We start from the raw sequence: 19,293 nt of genomic DNA, 5'->3' as shown, positions 1-19,293 counted from the left end.
GGCCTCCATAGCAATAAGGCTACCTTCGGGGAATTGTCTAATTTTATCGAGCAGCTTGTTTCTGTTAACCTTTTTGTTACTCATGACAGAGTTATCCATAAGACAAACACAAACTTGAAAAACATTTTTGGCTAAATCGATACCAATAACTTTAATATCCATGATGGAAACCTCCAGAACTATTTGTCAGCTTTAAGCTTGGCATAATACTGCAAGCTTAGGTGCTGAGGCGTCCATCACATCACTACAGTCCGAGATAATTTTAATCTCTCGGCTTGTAGCTGACGCTCTACCCCTACTGGTAACGTCTATCTTTTCTCGTCCTAATTGACTTAATATTGTTTATATTGAAGTATTTATTATTAAGCAGATACTTAAATTCCAAGAATGATTGAAATTGAGTAATTTGCCCCAAGATCGTCTTAAGTGCTGCAGTTTTGTAGCGTCCATCAATGAGGTCTATGCCATGCTTTATGATTTAACGGTTGTACAATTTAGCAAGATGCTGAAAAATTTAAGCGTTATTCTTGAAAAAGGCGAATGCTTCGCAAACCTCAAGAAAGTTGATATGGCGGTTCTTTTAAACTCACGTTTAGCGCCGGATCAATTCAATCTTATTCGCCAAGTTCAAATTGCCTGCGATACTGCCAAAATTGGCGTAGCACGTTTGACTGATAACTTAGATACAGTGCCAAAGCATGATGATAGCGAGACGACGCTGGCTGAGTTGCAAGCGCGTATTAGCTCAGTTTTGGATTATTTAGCAACGTTTAAAGCGGATGATTTTGCTAATGCGGCCACGATCCATGTCTCACAACCACGATGGGAAGGAAAATATCTTACAGGTTATGAGTTTGCCATTGAGCACGCTATTCCGAACATTTACTTCCATGTAACAACAGCCTACGCGATTTTGCGCCACAACGGTGTTGAAATTGGCAAGAAAGATTACCTCGGCGCTATGCCATATAAGTCGTAAATCTAGGCTAGATGTAGTACTGTTGCGTAGCCTAATTGTTGCGCAGCAGCGCTTTGCCGCTCGAGCTTACCAACCTTTCTGCATTACTACCTGTTCTTTCTCTACCTATGTTATGCCGCTTTGTCGCCGTGAAATTTAGGACTCGTTAGGGTTCTGTTGCGTCGATGAAGTCAATCAATACTCAGTTTTTCATTTCGACCTTATGTCTCGATCGTCTTCATCCTATCAGTATGTATTTAATCTTGTTGGCTTAGATGAATGATATGGACCGTAAGTTTATGAGTCGCCAAATTATCTGTTACTTAAATAGTGAATGGCGAATTGACTCATTATAGATGACCTGTTTTTTCGTCTAGAGCAGGGATTTACTGGAAGAGCCTATTTAAGGTTCTAATTAAAGGAGTTAGCTATGTCTATCGAATCTCAAGCCGTCGAGAGTCCTACGGATGCAACGACAACTGATTTACCGATGAAGAGCAAGAAAGCCAAAAAAGCCGCCATTACCAGTGGTTTGCGTCTCAAAGACAAGTTGACCCAAGACACTCGCCGCCGAATTGAAATTCTGCACGAGCAACGCCAACTATCCAATCGTTTCGGTGTGGATATTGAAATTGACTAAAGCCATCGGCTTGTCGCTAAGTATTGGATATCACATTTAGATATTTAGCCCGCATGTACAGCTTCACGACGTCCGTCGTGGAGCTTGCTCTCTTAACTTAGCAACTTTGCTGACTCAATTCATACTCCATAATCGTGACCATCTCGCCTTTATAATCTTCCTGTGAAATCATTGACCAACCCAGCGTTCGATAAAAATCGGCTTTATCTGCAGTAAACAAATAGATTTTCTGTAAACCAATCGCTCTAGCATGCTCAACGACGGCATTGACTAGCAACTTACCTAATCCTTTATTTCGATGGTTTGCATTCACATACACATTGGCGAGCCAAGGGCTTAAGTCAGTTCGGCTGTCCATATCTGCAGTGATTAATGAAGATGATCCCATCACTTGATTTTCCTGTTCGCAGATAAACATCTTGGGGATGGCGGCGTCAGTTAAATACTCGTTCATTTCCTCAATCAGCGTGGTGACAGAAGCATCCGCAGAACTCAAATGTGCCCATGCTTGATGATGCCACTCCGCCAATTGTGGAATGTGTTGCGGGGCAGATTTTAGGTCGATAACTTTCATATAAATCTCTAGACTGATTGGTGAAAGGGATTTGAATGGGCAAATTATACCCTCTATTAGCTTGCATGAACTCAGTGGCACAGGCCGAGTGAGTATACCGTTTAACTCGGGAGCGGCAGAAATACGCTGGCTTTAAGCCCGCCTTGTTTCGCATGGCTAAAACCGAGTTCGCCTTGATAACTGTCGACGATATCTTTGCAGATAGATAATCCTAAACCATGGCCCTGGATGCTTTCATCTAGCCGAATGCCGCGCTCAATGATAACGGACAGCGCGGCATCGGAGACACCTTCGCCATCATCACTCACTTCTATCCCATAGCCTGTGGTTGGCACGTTCTGCTGACTGATATGGATCTCAATATTTTTGCGGCCATGCTTGCAGGCATTATCCAGCAAGTTGCCTAAGAGTTCGAGTAAGTCATCCCGATCAAACGGCATTACTAAGCCGCTCGTGTAATGGCTGTGAATAATGCGGTCTGGGTAAATGCGCTGCATTACTTGAATCAGCGGCGCAAGATCGTCATCGAGTACGGTATAACGCCCTGGAGTGGACAGGCCGACAATCTTAGTGCGCTTAAGCTCTCTCTCGATGATGTGGTGCAGGTTTGCGAGCACCTTGCTGCCCTCGCTCCGCTGTTCTAGTGGAAGGCTTTCTAGGTAGGACTGCAGCCCTTGTAACGGACGTTTCATTTCGTGGGCTAAGTTACCCAAGGCATTACGGGAGCGTTGTACTCGCTGGCCCAATTGATTGACTAAACGATCTATCTCTTCGATCAGTGGGACTATCTCGCTTGGCACTTGGTCAGGATTGATTTCTTGCCCTTGGGTGCGCATTTGCCGGATAGCTTCTGGCATCTGCTCTAAGGGTTTAAAACCGCGTTTAAGTAATTGATACTGTGCTATTAATAGAATGACAATCGTGAGTAACACGGCTGCGCTGGCAAAGGCTAAAAACTGCACTTGGGTTTGTTCAAGCGAGCTAATATCTTCTGTCACCCACAGGGTAACTAATTGATCATCTTTGATAACGGCCTGACTGAACATCAGCCAATGCTCTTTGCTGACAAACTCAGTGGCTTGGTGTTGCTCACCAGCGGTCAGTTTAGGCATGTTCACGTTATGGTCGAATAGGGAGCGTGAACGCAGAGTTTGCTCGCCGATTTGAATCGCAAAATAATGCCCAGAATTAACCCTGTGGTACACATTGGGCAAGCGGTCTGTGGTGAGCGCCCATGTGCCATCGGGATTATGATTCAGGGCGGAGATCAGGCTGTCGGCATCGTGTTGTAGACGCGAAGCGACAAAGTCTTGGGTTAATATTTGGATGCCTTGGTATAGAAAATACAATAACAGCACCATGGCAAAGGTGAGCGTGATCAGCAGATTGCGCGTCAGATAACCCTTGAGTGAATACACGCCTTTACTCCTTGAGTCGATAACCTTGGCCGCGGCGGGTTTCGATATAATCCTTGCCTAAGCGTTGGCGCAGGCGGTTGACGTACACTTCGATGACATTGCTGTCTTTGATTTGATCTTCTTCGTAAATGCGTTCACTGAGCTCTGACTTAGAGACGATTTTGCTGGGATTGACCATTAAGTAATGCAGCAGACGATATTCAATCTTAGTCAGTTCTATCACTGCACCATCAACATTAGTGACGGCTTGTTTGTCGACATCGAGGGAGACGCCTGCATGCTGCAACACATTGTCGGCACGGCCAAAGTGGCGGCGGATCAACACTTCGAGCCTTGCGAGTAGTTCTTCAATGTGAAAAGGCTTGCCGAGGTAATCATCGGCACCCGCCTTGAGGCCATCGACCCGCTCGTGCCACGCATCACGTGCGGTGAGGATCAGCACTGGCATGGCTAAGCCTTTTTGTCGCCATTGGCCGAGGACTTGTAAACCGGGTTTGCCGGGTAAACCGAGATCGAGGATCACGGCTTCGAAGTTTTCTTCTTCGCCTAAAAAGGCGCCATCAATACCGTTATCGGCGTGCTCGACGGTATAACCCGCCTTGTTAAGGGCGGGAATCAGGCGCGCGACCAGATCGGTATCATCTTCAATCAATAGCAAACGCATCAGTCGACCTTTTCCTTTAGCCACTCGCCGGTTTTGGCGTCAATTTTGATTTCATACACTATGCCATCGTCACGGAGGATCTCGAGCTCGTAGATGATCCTGCCATGTTTTTGCTCGACTTCTAAGTCCAGCAGCCGCCCCTGCAGGCGTGATTCGTAACGTTGCATTATGGTGTCAAAGGGCAAAACCTTGCCCTCCTTAACCCACTCGACCACCTTGCTGGAAAGATCATCGTCGTGAGCATCAGTGCTTGGACTGCTAATCATCCCAGCGGCCAAAACCAGGAATATTAACGGTATCTTCATCGAATATGCCCTTCTCTGCGAGGTTGTGACAATTGCTGCATTGACTGAATGAGCCGACTTTGGGATTATCTTGCACCATACGTTTTGGGATCTCATCGTGTTTGCCAATAAAATATGCCTGTTCTGTGATCTTCTGCGGCCCAGACCCTACGAGCAGCGGCGTGCTGTTTTTCATCACCTTACCATTTTGCGCCGCATGTTGAACCAGATATTCCTCAATTCTAGCAGTGACTTGAGGATCTAGGCTGGCGTTGTCACCAAAGTGGTTCTCAAGATCTGCGGTAATGGCGCGCCACTTGTCGGCGGGGAGTAAATTGGCTGGATAGGCCATGTGGCAGCTACCACATTCAGCCGTGTATTCCGCATTCTGTGGAATGGCGCGGCTGAGCTCGCGGCCATCGTCGGCATAGCCTGTGCCAGTTAAAGTTAGGCTGATGCCGATAACGCCAATGGCTAATGCCGCAGCTGTGAGTGATGAACCTAAGATCCAGCTAATAGGGTGTGCTTGTTTAGTCATGACATCTTCCTTTTTGTGTCGTTACCTTTAATTGAAGGCAGTGAATTTAATTGATCGAAAAATTGCAGTTATTGCAGGCTTAACCAAAGTAAGGCATCGCCTTTTTCCTGCGGCGTGCAGTCGCGTTTAAAGGTCCAGTTACAGTTACGGGTAAACCATTTCTCGATTTTGGCTGAGTCGGTTAACCGATCTGCGGTAATCGACGGCGCCATAGGGTCAATGGGTTTACGGGTATTTTGGTGCATCCCCATGTCGGTGACTTTGGCGGTATGGCAACTGGCGCAGCTGCGACCGTCCATGTCCTGTAGCCAAAGCTTTTGTCCTGCGGCGGCGGTAAAAGGTCCAGCGCCTTGGGCTTGATAGCTTTGCAGCTGCGTGCCAATACGCTCGGCGCTAAGTGGCAGGCTTTGCACTTTACTGTTGGCGGCGCTAAGGCTAGTCAGCAGCAAGGTGGAAATCGCGACAATGGCAAGGCGACTTTTATTCGTATGTCTGGTTAATCTGTTCATAGAGCATTCCTTTTGGGCTGGATGTCTTATTGCTAAGCAAAATGGCTAATGGATTAATCTTTTTGTTCCGCAGGGCGTTGTTTCCTGCCAGTGACCATGGCTCTGACTAAGTTTTCTTTGTGCAATAGGCTGCTGACGATGACGCCGCCAACGTGGATGACCACAAGGAACACGGTGAAGTTGGCAAAGAATTCATGGACTTCTTTTATGGCGCCTTCGGGCCAAGTGGCGAAAAAGCTCGTAGCTAATGGGCCGTGTCCGTCGGTGGCGTACAGCGCCATGCCCGAGAATCCCGTGATGGCTATGCTGGCAATCAAGGCCACTATCATCATTGCTCCAGCGGGGTTATGGCCTATGTAGTCTTTGGCTTTGCCCGTGATGAGCCCTTTGAGGTACACCAGCACTTCTTTAGGGCGAGTGATAAAGTTGCTAAAGCGCGCATTGTGGGTACCAATCACGCCCCACAGTAGACGAAACACCAGTAAAATTAAGATGCTGTAACCTGCGTAACTGTGGATGGTCATCCACTCGTCTTCGCCTTCAGTAAGGTAGGCTAAGGTGAAAAAGCCGACGAGAGACCAATGGAATATGCGGATCAACAGGTCCCAGACTTTGATGGTTTGCAGTGTGTTTGATGACATGGTGTGACGCTCCTAAGTGGGTTTAGGTGTAGGCTACTTAACCCAAACTTAAACCTCGCTTAAATTTTGAGGCGCGAACATTCAGTGAGTTGATGGGGTTAAGTGGCGCGCTTGCCTAGGTGGGGAGCTTTAAATGTCAACGAAACTCGCTTGTTAACCTCTTGGTATTACGGTAGATTCTGCCACCTCAACCGAGTGAAGTTAGGGACTAACGTATCTATGTCTACCGCCGTTATTCGCGCTTTCATCAGCCGCAATCCGAGTCGTAAATCCTTTTTTATTTATGCCGTTTTATTATTTTTGACTGAAGTCTTAATCGCTTTATATGCGCCTGCGGGTTTTATCCGTGGTTTTGTGGGCGATGTATTGGTGGTGATCTTACTGTTTTGCATGGCGCGGGCTGTCGCTCCAGTCACTCATACCCATCCGGTAGAAAATACCGCAGCAAAAAACACCGGCGATGGCATTAAGCGCTTATTTCAAACTCCTTGGCTGGCGTTTGCGGTATTGCTGTTTGCCTTTGCTATCGAGTTTGGCCAGTATTGGGGTTTAGTCGACAAGCTAGGCTTGGGCGGAAATCGCTTGGCGCGGATAGTGATAGGTAGCCATTTTGATCCACTCGATCTCGTGGCATATTTTGTCGGTTACTTGATCTTATTGGGCTGTTATTGGAAAAGCCGCCAGTCCTAGTGATTTGAATCCGCAAGAGCCACGTGACGTGTGTTTTCGCGGATAAGTAGGCGAGATAGGTAGACGAGATAAGTGGGGTAAGGGATGCAACCGATAACGGGGTTTTCACTGCTAACAGATCATACCGATGGACTTGAGCTTAATCCACTGAAAATGCCTTTGTATTTCAATGGCCAACATACTCATACCTTTATTGCTGGCTTAGTGATTGAAGGCCAATATCGCTGCGTTTTACCCAATAAAACCTCGGGGTATTTGGTCATCACTTCTTTTGATTGTCCCTTCGAAGAATCGACCGAGTTTAGTCTGCTTGATGAAGGGTTTAAGCTCATTGCGACAACCTCTTTGGCGCAAATGTACGATTCTTTTCTGCTTTATGCCCATTGGCCCATGGCGGATAACCGACTGAGGTTGCACTATTACGGTCAGTTTGTGCTGGATTTAGTGATTACAACGGGCAGCTCTTGGTTAACTTTTCAGCCAAAGCTTAAACTGGTTGAAGTTGTCGATCCCCAAAGCGATCCGCAAACAGCCGCCTCTCTTGCTGAATTAGCTCAGCGTTTAGCGCGGATTGATAATATAAACTGAGTGAGGTTTGAATTAAATTCAGTTAAAAAAGAAAGGGCTATTCGCCCTTTCATGTTTATCACTTGTATCTATTACTCATGCGGAAAGTTTTATAAGCTTGCTTACAAAGACGTTTAAAAACCTAATAAAAGCTTCCTCACATCAGCTTGTTTGAGCACCAAAACCTTAGAAGAAACCTAAAGGATTCACATCGTAACTCACCAAGAGATTCTTGGTATTTTGATAGTGGTTGAGCATCATCTTATGGGTTTCGCGGCCGATGCCGGATTTTTTGTAACCACCAAAGGCGGCATGGGCAGGATAGGCGTGGTAACAGTTAATCCAAACGCGGCCCGCTTGAATGCCGCGTCCCATACGTTGAGCTGTATTCATGTCTCGCGTCCACACGCCAGCGCCTAGGCCGTACTCAGTATCGTTCGCGATCGCCAGCGCTTCGGCTTCATCTTTAAAGGTGGCGACCGAAATGACGGGGCCGAAGATCTCTTCTTGGAAGATACGCATCTTATTGTGGCCTTTCATAATGGTTGGGCTGATGTAATAACCTTCGCTTTGACCGCCATCGAGTTGGCAAAGTGTGCCGCCCAATAGCACTTCTGCACCTTCAGCCTTACCTATGGCTAAGTAACTTAAGATTTTATCGAACTGTTCTTTGGAGGCTTGAGCCCCCACTTGAGTGTCGGTATCTAAGGGATCGCCTTGCTTAATGGTTTGTGCACGGGCGAGCACTTTTTCAATAAAGCGATCGAAAATCGACTCTTGGACTAGCACCCGTGATGGGCAAGTACAGACTTCACCTTGGTTGAAGAAGGCCAGCAACATACCTTCGACGGCTTTATTTAAATATTCGTCTTCATGGTCCATCACATCGGCAAAAAACACGTTAGGCGACTTACCGCCAAGCTCAACGGTCGATGGAATTAAGGACTCGGCGGCGCATTTTAAAATGTGATAGCCAATTTCGGTGGAACCCGTAAAGGCCAATTTAGCGATGCGTTTGCTGGTGGCCAGTGCTTGTCCTGCTTCGGCACCAAAGCCGTTGACTACGTTAAGGATCCCCGCAGGTAATAGGTCTTCAATCAGTTCGAGCAAGACCAAAATCGATACCGGTGTTTGCTCTGCAGGCTTGAGTACCACACAGTTACCTGCCGCCAGCGCAGGGGCGATTTTCCATGCCGCCATTAAGAGCGGGAAGTTCCAAGGAATGATCTGGCCGACCACGCCTAAAGGCTCTGGGAAGTGATAACTGACTGTGTTGCCATCAATATCGGCGGCGCTGCCTTCCTGTGCGCGGATACAACCCGCAAAGTAGCGGAAGTGATCGGCGAATAAGGGCAAGTCGGCGTTTAAGGTTTCACGCACCGCTTTACCGTTTTCCCAGGTTTCGGCAACGGCTAAGTATTCGAGATTTTGCTCGACGCGATCGGCAATGCGCAGTAACAGGTTTGAGCGCTCGGTGACTGAGGTTTTACCCCAAGCGTCTTTGGCTGCGTGGGCAGCATCTAATGCTAATTCAATATCTTGGGCATCGGAGCGTGGGATTTGGCAAAAATTTTGGCCATTCACGGGTGAGCGATTGTCGAAGTATTTGCCATTGACTGGGGCGACCCATTTTCCGCCGATGAAGTTAGCGTATTTTTCTTTGAAGTTAACGATTGCGCCTGCGGTTCCGGGTTGAGCATAAATCATAGAATCATTCCTTCTTGTGGATGGCATGCTGGGCGTTGGCGATTTTTACGCTCTTGGCTTCAGCAAGGGAGTCTTGTTGATGCATCTCTGCTGGATGCCTTTTTAAATATTTTTCGTTTTGCTTTAAGCCAATCCTATTGATTGGCTTAGTGTTCTCTTATGCAACACCTGAGGCTTGCATACCAAGGGGGCATCGCAAGGAGAGTGCCAAACTGGCAGGAGTTGTACACTTGTTGTGCTAACAGTATGATGAAAAGCTAATTTTGCAGATTTGAATAAGTATGGGCACTCAGGGAGAGAAGTGTGTCCTGTGGTTACTTTGTCATTGAGTGGCACACAGCAATTGTGCCGAAACGGAACACAGCTCGGGGGAGCACGGCTATGGCAGTTAAACCGCATTTACCATCGACACAGGCGTGGTTGGCCGATTCGTGGCAGCGCAGCATTGGCGCTGGCTTGTCAGAATTTCAGTTACCCCAAGATCTTAGGCTCGATGCCTGCGAACTAAAGCAGAAACATGAGCAATATCAAATGCTCATAGCATTAGTGCAATCCCATGCCTTGCCTTTGTTTAATCAGTTGATGGCGCATTCTAATAGCCGACTCTTGCTCTCCGATGCCGAGGGTTATGTGCTTAGGCATTGGGGCGTGAGCCGTTACTCCACAAAACTGGCGGATGTGGCTCTGGATATTGGGGTGAATTGGCTTGAGCAGCACAAGGGCACCAATGCGATAGGGACGGCACTTACCGCCAAACAAGCGGTATCTGTGGTGGGTGAGCAACATTTTATTCGCCAGAATCGTTTTATGAGTTGCACTGCTTGCCCGATATTTTCCCCCCAAGGTGACATGCTCGGGGTGATTGATATCACCAGCGAGCAGCAAAGACATACCCAGCAGACGCTGATGTTAGTGTCCAGTTTGGCGCAGCAGGTCGAGACCGCGCTTTTGTGCCATCTGCCCGATAGTCATTATCGAATCGATTTAGCGGCGCAGCCAAATCTGTTGAATTCGGGTTGGCAGGGCATAGTGATTGCCGATAGTGATGGTCGCATCGTGGGTTGTAATCCCATGGCGAAACAATTGCTTAATCATGCCAAGGTGGGCGATACCGTCGAGCAGTACTTAGGCGATAATTGGAGCCGTGCGGGTGGCTTTAATCAACATTTAGCTTTGCATTTACAGACTCAATCCTTAAATATTCCCAGCGCTAAGGGTCGAGTTGCGATTAGCAATAAATCGCTCAATCAATTGGGGGTTCGGTTTCGCGATCCTCAATTAGAACGCGCTTGGCAACATGCCAATAAGGTGATCACCAAGCAAATTCCGCTGTTAGTGCTCGGTGAGACTGGGGTGGGTAAAGAGCAATTTGTTAAAAAGCTCCATGCCCAGAGTGCGCGTCGCACCGAGCCCTTAGTGGCAGTGAACTGCGCCGCATTGCCCGCCGAGTTAGTCGAATCTGAACTTTTTGGTTATCAGGCAGGCGCTTTTACTGGGGCAAACCGTACTGGATTTATCGGTAAAATTCGCCAAGCCCACGGCGGCTTTTTATTTTTAGATGAGATCGGTGAAATGCCGCTGGCGGCCCAGAGTCGTTTACTCAGAGTATTGCAAGAACGCGAAGTGGTACCCGTTGGCAGTAATCAAAGCTTTAAAGTCGATATCCAAATCATTGCCGCAACCCATATGGATTTAGAACTACAGGTGTCTCAAGGGCTGTTTCGGCAGGATTTATTCTATCGATTGAATGGTCTGCAAGTACGTTTACCTGCGCTGCGTGAGCGGCAGGATATCGAGCGTATTATCCATAAATTGCATCGTAAACATCGTATCGCCGCGCAGGATATCTGCCCAGAACTGTTAGGGCAAATGATGCAATACGACTGGCCGGGGAATTTGCGTGAGCTGGATAACCTCATGCAAGTCGCTTGCTTGATGGCAGAAGGAGACAACATCCTCAATTGGCAACATTTACCCGATTATCTGGCTGCTAAACTCACATGCGAGCCGTTAAAAGGAGACCTGTTACAAGCTGCACCCTTATGTGATGAATTTAAAGAGGTAAGTGGTCAACCTTCTGCATCACCCCTGCAAAGTGGTAAGTTCGCTGTGGAGCCGAATGTCACAAAGGTTCAATCGGATTCCCTAAATGAGGCGATTTATAGCAATGTGCTGCAGGCATACCAAGCCTGTAATGGCAATGTGAGCCAATGCGCTAAGCGTTTAGGGATCAGCCGTAATGCCTTGTACCGGCGATTAAAACAGATGGGGCTTAAGGATTAATACTCGCTTACGGCTCTTGTTACGAAGCTCAATCAATCGCCAAATATCTCTTAATCACTCCATGTTTATCCACTTCGCAATAGACTAAAACCGAGAGGTTTTAGTCCACAATCTCTAGCTTCAGTATCTGACAATGTGACTTTTTGTTGTTGCCAATTTATGTCTAATAGGTTTTATTGATTCGTATAATCGATAAAGATCGCTTCTTCTAATTATAAATTCAGAACTATACTGCTGGCAGGCAGAAAAGAGCTTGGCGTTATGCATAGAAGAGGAACTGTTATGCATCTTACTAAAAGCCTTTTAATTATTTCTATGGGTCTGACATTGAATGTACAGGCTCAAACTTTACCAACAAATACCCTGACACGTGACAATGGTGCTCCTGTGGGTGATAACCAAAACTCGACCACAGCGGGCAGTAATGGCAGCGTGTTATTGCAAGATGTGCAGCTTATCCAGAAGCTACAACGCTTTGCCCGTGAACGTATTCCTGAGCGTGTCGTCCACGCCAGAGGCACAGGTGTCCATGGTGAGTTTGTATCGAGTGGCGATTTTAGTAACCTAACCCAAGCGGCACCCTTTGCACAAAAAGGTAAAGTGACGCCCGTATTTGTGCGCTTTTCTACCGTGATCCACTCGAAAGGTTCGCCAGAAACGCTGCGTGATCCCCGAGGGTTTGCGACCAAATTTTATTCGGACCAAGGTAACTGGGACTTAGTGGGTAATAACTTACCCGTATTCTTCATTCGCGATGCGATCAAGTTTCCTGACATGGTGCATTCACTCAAACCATCGCCAGTGACCAATATGCAAGATCCGAATCGTTTCTTCGATTTTTTCAGTCACGAAGCGGGTTCAACCCATATGTTGACTCAGGTTTACAGTAACTTAGGTGTACCTGCCAGTTATCGTGAAATGGACGGTTTCGGTGTGCATGCGTACAAATTTGTGAATCGAGATAACCAAGTTAAATACGTGAAATTTAACTGGAAGAGTCTGCAAGGTGTTAAAGGCTTACGTCCCGATGAAGTGGTTAAAGTCCAAGGGCAAAACTTTAACCATTTAACTGATGATCTTTATAGTGAGATCAACAAGGGTAACTATCCTAAGTGGGATCTGTACGTTCAATTACTCGACCCGACTGAGCTTAATAAGTTTGATTACAACCCGTTAGACGCCACTAAGGTGTGGCTAGATGTGCCAGAACAAAAAGTGGGCACTATGACGCTGAACCGCATGCCTGCAAACTTCTTCCAAGAGACTGAGCAAGCGGCATTTGCGCCATCGAATTTGATCCCTGGGATTGAGCCTTCGGAAGACAGATTACTGCAAGGCCGCATGTTCTCCTACGCCGATACTCAGCTGTATCGACTCGGCGCGAATTTGTCGCAATTGCCGATTAATAAACCCTTAGTGGCGGTGGCAAACCACAACCAAGAAGGTGCGGGCAATATGGGGCATACCCAGTCCGATGTGAACTATCAACCGAGCGTACATTTAGCCTTGGCCGAAGATAATCGTTATCGTGCGGTAACAACTGCGCTGACGGGGACTGTGCAACAAACGGCTATTAGCAAGCAGGATAACTTTAGCCAAGCGGGCGTCTTTTATCGCAGCTTGAGCAAGCAAGATAGAGCAGATCTGATCACTAACTTGGCCGGTGACTTAGGCAAAGTGAACGATACCAATGTGAAACATCAGATGCTCAGTCACTTTTATCGTGCAGACCCAGAGTTTGGTGAGCGTTTAACCAAGGCCGTAAAGGGTGATCTGGCCGAGGTTAAACAGCGTTCAATCTGATGTCGTTATTTTTAGGACTGTTTGGGTCGCAGAGATTTGCGCGTTAACTGTCCGAATCCAGTAAGTCCCGCAAGACGTAAACAAGCTCTTTTCTGCCCAGTTTAAGAGAGCGTCTTGCGGGCATTTCGTCACGTCTCATTGTTTAAATCTCTATTTTAGCTGTGCTGGGAGCCATTGATGAAACACACTATTGCTATCTTATTATTGATTATTGTGGCCCTGAGTATGTCGGTGGCAATGGGGGCGGGTTCGCTTCAAGCACCATTGGTTACATCCGCAACTGCAAGTCAAACAGACGAGCCCGATACCGCACAAGTACAATTGCTGGTGGACTACTTTTTTGCTGCAGCGCGTACCGGCGATATCACAGTGCTTGAGCATTTTCTCGATGCGGGCTTCCCTATTGACCAGAGAAATAGTCAAACCTATACCGCGCTAATGGTGGCGGCCTATAACGGCCAAGAGGCTGCAACGGATTTATTGCTTGAGCATGGTGCTAATGCTTGTTTACAAGATAAGCGTGGTAATACGGCAATGATGGGCGCTGTGATTAAGGCCGAATTCAATATCGTAAAGCGGCTATACGCGAAAGAATGCGATGCGAGCCTAACGAATAATGCCGGAATGACCTTGACTGAGTTTGCCCGCTACTGGGGTCAAAGTGGCGCTTTACAGCAAGCGAGTTTAAAGCAATAAAGACGCTAGATCTTGCCATCTCTTGCGCTTGATCACTCTGGGTCATTATCTTTAATCTGTTTAGATCTCAGCATTTACTATTAGCCATAAGTCTGCTTGTTAATAGCGTCTATGCCTTTTATGGTAACTTTTTGAATATCGTTTAATACGGTTTGGCCTTCGGAGAGCGATTCATGTTTGATGCCTTACTACTGACGCAAGAAGATAAACGCACGTTTGCTCAAGTTTCACAAATTACAGAAGCTGATTTGCCAGAAGGGGAAGTCTTGGTTGATGTCGCCTATTCCTCGCTGAATTATAAAGATGGTTTAGCTGTGACCGGTGCTGGCAAAATCATTCGTCAGTTTCCTATGGTACCAGGCATCGATTTTGCGGGCGTGGTGCGCGAATCGACGGATGCAAGATACCAAGTTGGCGATCAGGTGATTTTGACGGGCTGGGGCGTGGGCGAAAACCACTGGGGTGGTATGGCGCAAAAAGCGCGAGTTAAAGCCGACTGGCTGGTGCCCATGCCGCAAGGTTGTGATGCCGCTAAATCCATGATGATAGGCACTGCTGGGCTTACGGCTATGTTGTGCGTGCAAGCGCTGCAACAGGCTGGGATAACACCGCAAAGTGGGGATATTCTTGTCACAGGTGCCAGTGGTGGTGTGGGTTCTGTGGCGGTGACTTTGTTCGCCAATGCTGGCTATCGTGTGGTCGCCTGCAGTGGTCGAGTTGAACAGAATGCGCCTTTATTGAAGGAGCTTGGTGCCGCAGAAGTGATTGATCGCAGTGAGCTTGAACAAGATGCTAAGCCGCTTGAGGCGCAGCTCTGGGCGGGTGTGGTCGATACCGTTGGCAACAAGATCCTTGCCAAAGCATTAGCGCAAATGCAGTACGGTGGCGCCGCCGCTATCTGTGGTTTAGCGGGAGGTTTTGCATTACCAACAACCGTTATGCCGTTTATTTTACGGGGTGTGAGCCTACTGGGAATCGACTCCGTTTCTTGTCCATTCGAGAAACGAAAAGCGGCGTGGGAAGCTGTGATTAAAGCACTACCCGAACATTTTTATCAGCAAGCTTGCCAGCAGATATCATTGGCAGAGGTGCCTGATTTCGCGAATAAAATTATCCAAGGTCAAGTTACCGGACGTGTATTAGTTAAGCTATAATCTCGTTTTCTACGTTTTAACACAATGGCAACACTGAGGTGTTGCCAATTACGATTAATTAGTTGAGCCTCCTGTACTTGTTCTTCATATCGGCTATTTCGGCAGTGTAATCGTCACTTTAAGGCCTGTTGGTATACGGTTCTCGGCTTTAATCTTACCTTTGTGGGCGGTGATCGCCGCTTCAGTGATTGCCAGCCCAAGTCCCCAGCCTCCACTTTCTCTTTGTCTTGCCGAGTCTGGGCGGTAGAAAGGTTTAAAAATGGCATCGAGTTCGGCGGCATCTATGCCTGGACCATCGTCTTTTATGGTAATTTGTACTTGATCAGCCGTCGCACTCGCCTGCAGGTGAATATCGCTTGCGGCATAACGGATCGCGTTACGCAGCAGATTTTCAATCGCGCGGGAAAGTGATTTAGGAAAATGCGCTAACTCAATTTCTTCATCGATATCGATAGTAATGCTTTTACCTTGCTGTTCTGCTTCAAATTCCGCATCGTCTAAAACTTGGCTCAGGGATTCGGCCAAGCCTAAATGTACTTTGGTTTCGTTAGTACTGAGCTTGACCCGCGAGAGCTCTAACAATTCACTGATAAGCTTTTCGAGTTGCTCAGCTTCATAACCTATGCGTTCCGTTTCGGTGGTCTGCTGACCTTTTTTACGGGCGAGGGCAAGGGATAACTGTAGCCGCGTCAATGGGGTGCGTAGTTCATGGGAAATATCCCCCATGAGCCGCTGCTGATTATTCACCATAGCTTCGATGGAGTCGGCCATGCTATTGAAGGCCTTGGCTAATTGGCCTATTTCATCTTTACGCTGTGTGGTGGACTTATCGACACGGTGACTTAAGTCACCTTCGGCGAGGGCATTCGCACTTTTTTTGAGTGAATTTAATGCTTTACCTAAATGCCACGCGAGCAAGCCACATAATAATCCCGAAAGGAAAATCGCTAGGCTTAAGGTTAATAACTTATTTTCGGCGAAGAAGAAGAACCAAGGCCGTGGATGGTTATCCGGTAGGCGGCCATAAAGTGAATAGGTTTCAGCGCCCAGATTAAATTGATAGGGACCAAACACCAGCTCATCTTTAAACTGATGGCTAATCGGTTGTTTTTCTTCATCTGCCATCAGCATAAAGCTGCGCACACCGCGACTCACCCTGTGGGTGTTGATAACTTGGCCTTGGCTGTTGACAAGATAGACCCGTAGAGGTTTACCTTCCATGTCTCTGTGTCTTTCCCAGCGCCGAAGAAAATCGGATTCCAGTAAGGCGGGGTTTTCTTGAATGCGCTTAGCTATCGTCGATAGGACTTTTTCAAGGTGAGGTGGCAGTGGCGCACGGTCGTGATTTTGTTGCAGCAATGGTAACAGACCCACTAAGGCAATGATTAGCGAGCTGCACAGCCAAAATCCGAGCAATAATTTGATAAATAAACGATTAGGCACAGTCGATACCGCCGTTATGGGAGCCAAATATAACCTTTGCCACGGATGGTTTTCACCCTTGGCCGACCATCGCTACGCTCGGGGAGTTTTTTACGTAGATTCGATAAATGCATGTCTAAGCTGCGATCGAAGGGCATGAGTTTTTTGCCGAGCACTTTCTCGTTTAACTCTTCCTTGTTCATCAACTCTCCAGCGTGCAGTGCTAGGGTGTGCAGCAGAGTGAATTCAGTGCCTGTGAGTATGATTAATTGCTCATTACAGTAAGCTTCTTGGCGCGATGGATCTAAGCGTAGATCGCCAAACTCTTGGGCGGGCGCGGCATGGATTTCTTGGGTTGTTAAGTTCGAACGACGAATAATGGCGCGGATACGGGCGATTAACTCTCTGTCATTAAACGGCTTTGGCAGATAATCATCGGCGCCGATTTCAAGCCCAACTACGCGATCGATTTCATCGCCACGGGCCGTCAACATTAATACTGGGGTTTGTTTATGTTGGCGCAGTGCGCGTAGCACTTCAAAACCGTTTAATTTAGGTAGCATTACATCGAGTAGGATCAGATCGTAATCTGCGGTCAGTGCCAGATCTAAACCTTGTTTACCGTCGTAGGCCAAGGTTAATTGAAACCCTTCTAACTCGAGCAGTTGCCCTAGTAGCTCAGATAACCCCAGATCGTCATCGATTAATAATATCCGACTCATACTGTTCCTTAATCTCTGTAATGTGGCCTCATGTGCCTGTTTATCATAGGCACTTTTAGCGCTTTGGCTGAGTATACCTGTTTTGATGTCAATTGCTGTGTAGCAATGTAAGCCAAAGTAAAGAATAGAGTTATTGCCGCAACTTTACAGTGATTTACTCAGGCAACGCCCTCACTTACATATAGGGGTTTAGACTGGAAGGGTCGAAAGTGACTCGGCTTAAAAGGGTCGTCACTGTGTCTTATTACTTGCCATATTAAAGTTGAACCATCGAGGTTAACACTATGAAAACATTATCACCTTTGAAAGCGAGCCTGTTTGCCATTCTAGCGAGTTCTGCGGTTTTCGCGACGGCAGTTAATGCTGCACCTAAGGATGCTGGCTGCGACTTCTCTAAATCTGAATTCCATAAAGGCGACCGCATGGAACATGGCGGCCGACATATGGACCACGGTGGCATGCATCGTATGTTTGAAGGGCTCGATTTAACGGATGCCCAGAAAGCTGACGTCAAAAAGTTGTTTGCCGATCAGAAAGCCACGCGTGCTGATAATCGTCCAACGAAAGAGGAACGCTTGGCACATCGCACTGAGATGCAGGCCCTAATTACCGCGCCTAGTTTTGATGAAACACAAGCAAAGGCACTGATGAGTGCGCAGCAAGAGCAGCGTCAAACTCAAGCCATTGAACGTATGAAGCTGCATAATCAAATATTTAATCTGCTGACACCAGAGCAGCAAGCTAAGTTTAAAGCGCGATTTGAAGCACAAGCTGGTAAAGAACCTCGCGGTTAAGCGTCTTAGCTGATATACAATAGGGTCATAGCTTCCCAAGATAGATCCCTTATGACTCAAACTTCCCAATACGATTTTTGGGTCAAACTGGCTAGCCGCGCTTCCGTGGCTACCGCTTTGATCCTTATTCTTATCAAGATGTTCGCTTGGCTTTATTCCGGCTCTGCCAGTATGTTGGCATCTTTGACGGATTCCTTTGCCGATGCTCTCGCTTCTATTATCAATTTTATTGCCATTCGTTACGCGCTTGTGCCGCCGGATCATGACCACAGATATGGTCATGGTAAGGCTGAGCCGTTAGCGTCTCTAGCGCAATCCGCCTTTATTATGGGCTCCGCATTTTTATTACTTTTCTATGGTGGCGAGCGTCTATTAACACCTGTTCCGGTTGAAAATGCCACCATAGGTGTAGTTGTTTCTATCATAGCGATTGTGATGACGTTAGCTTTAGTCATGTTGCAGAAACGCGCATTAGCGGCGACAAAAAGTACTGTGGTTGAAGCTGATTCGCTGCACTATAAATCAGATTTATTCCTTAATGGTGCGGTATTGTTGGCACTAGTATTAGCGCAATACGGTTGGTGGTGGGCTGACGGTTTATTTGCGGTAATGATTGCATTTTATATTGGTCATCAAGCCTTTGGCTTAGGTTATCGCTCAATTCAAGCCTTGTTAGACAGAGAGCTAGACGAAGAGACTCGCCAGCAAATCACGCAAATCGCGATGGAAGATCCACGGGTGCAAGGATTGCATGATTTGCGCACTCGTCAAGCAGGCAAAACTGTTTTTATTCAATTTCATTTAGAACTCGATGGCAATTTGAGTTTGAATGAAGCCCACAGTATTGCCGATACAACAGGGATAAGAGTCAAAGCCGCCTTCGAAGATGCTGAGGTGATTATTCACCAAGATCCAGTCAAACCTGAAGTCAACGAAACATAAATTAAGGGCAAGCTATGGCATGGATGCAGAAGCAAAGTCCTGAAGGATCCCCTCATAAATCAGCCATAGCATAGCCATATTTGAGCAACTGATTGGCGAATAATACCCAGGCCGCCAGCAATTCTTTCTCCGTGATTTGATAATCAGGCCGCCTGAGTACCTCCAATCCCAAGCGAATCGTTGAGAGTACCGTTCGATGCCCAATGGTATTGGCCTGAAAATGCTTATCCCAGCCCTGTTGCTGTGCGTGTAAACCAACTAGCCACAACAGGCATTGAACCATCAAC

At 47.1% G+C, this 19,293-nt stretch carries 20 protein-coding genes and 2 pseudogenes; 10 read left to right on the top strand and 12 right to left on the bottom strand.

Annotation, left to right across the window (positions count from 1 at the left end; translation table 11 throughout):
- A pseudogene (locus L5M10_RS20980) lies at nucleotides 1-162 on the bottom strand (IS110 family transposase); the annotation flags it as partial.
- A 304-nt stretch (nucleotides 163-466) separates the two neighbouring features.
- Between L5M10_RS20980 and L5M10_RS20975 the strand changes: the two are divergent.
- Both L5M10_RS20975 and L5M10_RS20970 read left to right on the top strand, forming a co-directional pair.
- Entirely contained in the window at nucleotides 467-979 is a 513-nt protein-coding gene (locus tag L5M10_RS20975; RefSeq protein WP_063885021.1) for a DUF1993 family protein, read from the top strand.
- Nucleotides 980-1,388: 409 nt separating this feature from the next.
- The gene (locus tag L5M10_RS20970) at nucleotides 1,389-1,598 is read left to right on the top strand and encodes a hypothetical protein (protein WP_105251048.1); all 210 of its coding nucleotides are present in this window, start codon (nucleotides 1,389-1,391) and stop codon (nucleotides 1,596-1,598) included.
- A gap of 97 nt (nucleotides 1,599-1,695) precedes the next feature.
- Here L5M10_RS20970 and L5M10_RS20965 read toward each other — a convergent pair whose 3' ends face one another.
- The 7 genes from L5M10_RS20965 to L5M10_RS20935 form a co-directional block, all read right to left on the bottom strand.
- Entirely contained in the window at nucleotides 1,696-2,172 is a 477-nt protein-coding gene (locus L5M10_RS20965; protein ID WP_263255836.1) for a GNAT family N-acetyltransferase, read from the bottom strand.
- Nucleotides 2,173-2,273: 101 nt separating this feature from the next.
- A complete protein-coding gene (locus L5M10_RS20960; RefSeq protein WP_263255835.1) occupies nucleotides 2,274-3,590 on the bottom strand; it encodes a sensor histidine kinase in 1,317 nt (438 codons plus the stop codon).
- 4 nt (nucleotides 3,591-3,594) lie between these two features.
- Nucleotides 3,595-4,254, bottom strand: a complete 660-nt coding sequence (locus L5M10_RS20955; protein ID WP_011787606.1) for a response regulator transcription factor — start codon at nucleotides 4,252-4,254, stop codon at nucleotides 3,595-3,597.
- Entirely contained in the window at nucleotides 4,254-4,520 is a 267-nt protein-coding gene (locus tag L5M10_RS20950) for a PepSY domain-containing protein (RefSeq protein ID WP_011787607.1), read from the bottom strand. The genes L5M10_RS20955 and L5M10_RS20950 overlap by 1 nt, the downstream gene beginning before the upstream one ends.
- Nucleotides 4,513-5,076, bottom strand: a complete 564-nt coding sequence (locus L5M10_RS20945; RefSeq protein WP_263255834.1) for a diheme cytochrome c — start codon at nucleotides 5,074-5,076, stop codon at nucleotides 4,513-4,515. The genes L5M10_RS20950 and L5M10_RS20945 overlap by 8 nt, the downstream gene beginning before the upstream one ends.
- Before the next feature lie 68 nt (nucleotides 5,077-5,144).
- The gene (locus L5M10_RS20940) at nucleotides 5,145-5,585 is read right to left on the bottom strand and encodes a DUF1924 domain-containing protein (RefSeq protein WP_025008005.1); all 441 of its coding nucleotides are present in this window, start codon (nucleotides 5,583-5,585) and stop codon (nucleotides 5,145-5,147) included.
- A 53-nt stretch (nucleotides 5,586-5,638) separates the two neighbouring features.
- Entirely contained in the window at nucleotides 5,639-6,226 is a 588-nt protein-coding gene (locus L5M10_RS20935) for a cytochrome b/b6 domain-containing protein (protein ID WP_263255833.1), read from the bottom strand.
- A gap of 219 nt (nucleotides 6,227-6,445) precedes the next feature.
- On the opposite strand from L5M10_RS20935, the gene L5M10_RS20930 reads away from it, so the two are divergent.
- Both L5M10_RS20930 and L5M10_RS20925 read left to right on the top strand, forming a co-directional pair.
- On the top strand, nucleotides 6,446-6,916 hold the full coding sequence (locus tag L5M10_RS20930; RefSeq protein WP_113941377.1) for a DUF2809 domain-containing protein: 471 nt from the start codon (nucleotides 6,446-6,448) through the stop codon (nucleotides 6,914-6,916).
- Nucleotides 6,917-7,000: 84 nt separating this feature from the next.
- Nucleotides 7,001-7,504, top strand: coding sequence for a hypothetical protein (locus L5M10_RS20925; RefSeq protein ID WP_263255832.1), 504 nt, complete (start codon nucleotides 7,001-7,003; stop codon nucleotides 7,502-7,504).
- Between the two features lie 165 nt (nucleotides 7,505-7,669).
- Here L5M10_RS20925 and L5M10_RS20920 read toward each other — a convergent pair whose 3' ends face one another.
- Nucleotides 7,670-9,190 (bottom strand): aldehyde dehydrogenase family protein, encoded by a 1,521-nt coding sequence (locus tag L5M10_RS20920; RefSeq protein WP_263255831.1) that lies wholly within the window; start codon nucleotides 9,188-9,190, stop codon nucleotides 7,670-7,672.
- Nucleotides 9,191-9,571: 381 nt separating this feature from the next.
- Here L5M10_RS20920 and L5M10_RS20915 point away from each other — a divergent pair, with 381 nt between their 5' ends.
- The 4 genes from L5M10_RS20915 (at nucleotide 9,572) to L5M10_RS20900 (ending at nucleotide 15,126) form a co-directional block, all read left to right on the top strand.
- On the top strand, nucleotides 9,572-11,473 hold the full coding sequence (locus L5M10_RS20915; RefSeq protein ID WP_263255830.1) for a sigma-54-dependent Fis family transcriptional regulator: 1,902 nt from the start codon (nucleotides 9,572-9,574) through the stop codon (nucleotides 11,471-11,473).
- Between the two features lie 282 nt (nucleotides 11,474-11,755).
- Nucleotides 11,756-13,276, top strand: coding sequence for a catalase (locus L5M10_RS20910; RefSeq protein WP_317629958.1), 1,521 nt, complete (start codon nucleotides 11,756-11,758; stop codon nucleotides 13,274-13,276).
- Between the two features lie 177 nt (nucleotides 13,277-13,453).
- Nucleotides 13,454-13,972, top strand: a complete 519-nt coding sequence (locus L5M10_RS20905) for an ankyrin repeat domain-containing protein (RefSeq protein ID WP_263237590.1) — start codon at nucleotides 13,454-13,456, stop codon at nucleotides 13,970-13,972.
- A 173-nt stretch (nucleotides 13,973-14,145) separates the two neighbouring features.
- Complete coding sequence (locus tag L5M10_RS20900) at nucleotides 14,146-15,126, top strand: MDR family oxidoreductase (RefSeq protein WP_263255829.1); 981 nt, start codon at nucleotides 14,146-14,148, stop codon at nucleotides 15,124-15,126.
- Nucleotides 15,127-15,219: 93 nt separating this feature from the next.
- Here L5M10_RS20900 and L5M10_RS20895 read toward each other — a convergent pair whose 3' ends face one another.
- Both L5M10_RS20895 and L5M10_RS20890 read right to left on the bottom strand, forming a co-directional pair.
- On the bottom strand, nucleotides 15,220-16,596 hold the full coding sequence (locus L5M10_RS20895) for an ATP-binding protein (protein ID WP_251073464.1): 1,377 nt from the start codon (nucleotides 16,594-16,596) through the stop codon (nucleotides 15,220-15,222).
- The gene (locus L5M10_RS20890) at nucleotides 16,584-17,270 is read right to left on the bottom strand and encodes a response regulator (protein ID WP_105251061.1); all 687 of its coding nucleotides are present in this window, start codon (nucleotides 17,268-17,270) and stop codon (nucleotides 16,584-16,586) included. Before L5M10_RS20890 ends, L5M10_RS20895 begins: the two co-directional genes overlap by 13 nt.
- A gap of 284 nt (nucleotides 17,271-17,554) precedes the next feature.
- Here L5M10_RS20890 and L5M10_RS20885 point away from each other — a divergent pair, with 284 nt between their 5' ends.
- Both L5M10_RS20885 and L5M10_RS20880 read left to right on the top strand, forming a co-directional pair.
- Nucleotides 17,555-18,064 carry a Spy/CpxP family protein refolding chaperone gene (locus L5M10_RS20885; protein WP_113941370.1) on the top strand — a complete coding sequence of 170 codons (510 nt, stop codon included), beginning with the start codon at nucleotides 17,555-17,557 and terminating at the stop codon, nucleotides 18,062-18,064.
- 51 nt (nucleotides 18,065-18,115) lie between these two features.
- On the top strand, nucleotides 18,116-19,006 hold the full coding sequence (locus L5M10_RS20880; protein ID WP_131525141.1) for a cation diffusion facilitator family transporter: 891 nt from the start codon (nucleotides 18,116-18,118) through the stop codon (nucleotides 19,004-19,006).
- A gap of 52 nt (nucleotides 19,007-19,058) precedes the next feature.
- On the opposite strand, the pseudogene L5M10_RS20875 reads toward L5M10_RS20880, so the two are convergent.
- Nucleotides 19,059-19,293 (bottom strand): annotated as a pseudogene (locus L5M10_RS20875) (IS4 family transposase); the annotation flags it as partial.

It is taken from the genome of Shewanella sp. SM32, from assembly GCF_025654235.1.
In the GTDB taxonomy this organism is placed as follows: Bacteria; Pseudomonadota; Gammaproteobacteria; order Enterobacterales; family Shewanellaceae; genus Shewanella; species Shewanella oncorhynchi.
Note: the sequence above shows the minus strand (reverse complement) of the source record. Positions and strands in the feature narration are given on the sequence as shown.

Excerpts from the sequence above, each read along its gene's own strand:
- L5M10_RS20900 (WP_263255829.1), top strand. The coding sequence starts at position 14,146 with ATGTTTGATGCCTTACTACTGACGCAAGAAGATAAACGCACGTTTGCT.
- L5M10_RS20910 (WP_317629958.1), top strand. The coding sequence starts at position 11,756 with ATGCATCTTACTAAAAGCCTTTTAATTATTTCTATGGGTCTGACATTG.
- L5M10_RS20905 (WP_263237590.1), top strand. The coding sequence starts at position 13,454 with ATGAAACACACTATTGCTATCTTATTATTGATTATTGTGGCCCTGAGT.
- L5M10_RS20935 (WP_263255833.1), bottom strand. The coding sequence starts at position 6,226 with ATGTCATCAAACACACTGCAAACCATCAAAGTCTGGGACCTGTTGATC.
- L5M10_RS20915 (WP_263255830.1), top strand. The coding sequence starts at position 9,572 with ATGGCAGTTAAACCGCATTTACCATCGACACAGGCGTGGTTGGCCGAT.
- L5M10_RS20890 (WP_105251061.1), bottom strand. The coding sequence starts at position 17,270 with ATGAGTCGGATATTATTAATCGATGACGATCTGGGGTTATCTGAGCTA.
- L5M10_RS20920 (WP_263255831.1), bottom strand. The coding sequence starts at position 9,190 with ATGATTTATGCTCAACCCGGAACCGCAGGCGCAATCGTTAACTTCAAA.
- L5M10_RS20885 (WP_113941370.1), top strand. The coding sequence starts at position 17,555 with ATGAAAACATTATCACCTTTGAAAGCGAGCCTGTTTGCCATTCTAGCG.
- L5M10_RS20945 (WP_263255834.1), bottom strand. The coding sequence starts at position 5,076 with ATGACTAAACAAGCACACCCTATTAGCTGGATCTTAGGTTCATCACTC.
- L5M10_RS20950 (WP_011787607.1), bottom strand. The coding sequence starts at position 4,520 with ATGATTAGCAGTCCAAGCACTGATGCTCACGACGATGATCTTTCCAGC.
- L5M10_RS20940 (WP_025008005.1), bottom strand. The coding sequence starts at position 5,585 with ATGAACAGATTAACCAGACATACGAATAAAAGTCGCCTTGCCATTGTC.
- L5M10_RS20925 (WP_263255832.1), top strand. The coding sequence starts at position 7,001 with ATGCAACCGATAACGGGGTTTTCACTGCTAACAGATCATACCGATGGA.
- L5M10_RS20970 (WP_105251048.1), top strand. The coding sequence starts at position 1,389 with ATGTCTATCGAATCTCAAGCCGTCGAGAGTCCTACGGATGCAACGACA.
- L5M10_RS20930 (WP_113941377.1), top strand. The coding sequence starts at position 6,446 with ATGTCTACCGCCGTTATTCGCGCTTTCATCAGCCGCAATCCGAGTCGT.
- L5M10_RS20965 (WP_263255836.1), bottom strand. The coding sequence starts at position 2,172 with ATGAAAGTTATCGACCTAAAATCTGCCCCGCAACACATTCCACAATTG.
- L5M10_RS20880 (WP_131525141.1), top strand. The coding sequence starts at position 18,116 with ATGACTCAAACTTCCCAATACGATTTTTGGGTCAAACTGGCTAGCCGC.
- L5M10_RS20955 (WP_011787606.1), bottom strand. The coding sequence starts at position 4,254 with ATGCGTTTGCTATTGATTGAAGATGATACCGATCTGGTCGCGCGCCTG.
- L5M10_RS20975 (WP_063885021.1), top strand. The coding sequence starts at position 467 with ATGCTTTATGATTTAACGGTTGTACAATTTAGCAAGATGCTGAAAAAT.